Here is a 710-nt window from a genome sequence, read left to right on the forward strand (position 1 = left end):
TGGCCGAGGATGTCGAGCACCAGTTCTGGTACAACATGCACACGGGCGAGGTCGAGCAGGGCTTCCAGTCGCCGGCGGTCGATCGCGTGGGGCCGTTCGAGACCCGCGCCGAGGCCGAGCGGGCGCTCGAGATCCTGCGTGCGAACAGCGCGAAGTGGGCTGAGGAAGAGGCCGAGGACCGCTGATCCTCTGCGCGCCGAAGAGTCGGCCGGCAGGCCGCGAGAGCGCAGCCGCTACTCGTAGCTGTGCTCGGCGTTGGGGTAGCTGCCCGACTCCACGTCCGCCCGCCACGCCTTCGCGGCGCCGCTCAGGATGCCCGACAGGTCGGCGTACTGCTTCACGAACTTCGGCACGCGCCCGATCGTGAGCCCCGCCCAGTCGGTCCAGACGAGGAGCTGGCCGTCGGTGTGCGGGCCGGCGCCCACGCTGATCGTGGGGATGTCGAGCAGCTCGGTGACCTGACGTGCCGCATCGGCCGGCACCATCTCGAGCACGACCGCGAACGCCCCGGCGTCCTGTACGGCCCTGGCATCGGCGAGCAACTGCTTCACGCCCTCGCCGCGGCCCTGGATGACGTGCCCGCCGAGGCCGTGCTCGCTCTGCGGCGTGTAGCCGATGTGCGCCATGACGGGGATGCCGGCGCCGACGATGCGCCGGATCTGCTTGTGGCYGYGTTCGCCGCCCTCGAGCTTCACGGCGTGGGCGCCCGT

The 710-nt window shown here is 71.3% G+C and carries 2 protein-coding genes; one reads left to right on the forward strand and one right to left on the reverse strand.

Annotation, left to right across the window (positions count from 1 at the left end):
• On the forward strand, positions 1-185 hold a 185-nt coding region (locus tag AC1DY2_RS20330; RefSeq protein WP_476764061.1), incomplete at its 5' end, for an SPOR domain-containing protein.
• A gap of 48 nt (positions 186-233) precedes the next feature.
• On the opposite strand, the gene AC1DY2_RS20335 is transcribed toward AC1DY2_RS20330, so the two are convergent.
• Positions 234-710: 3-methyl-2-oxobutanoate hydroxymethyltransferase (locus AC1DY2_RS20335; protein ID WP_476764062.1), on the reverse strand; the 477-nt coding region annotated here is incomplete at its 5' end.

It is taken from the genome of Agromyces sp. P1_H4 (genome assembly GCF_056405255.1).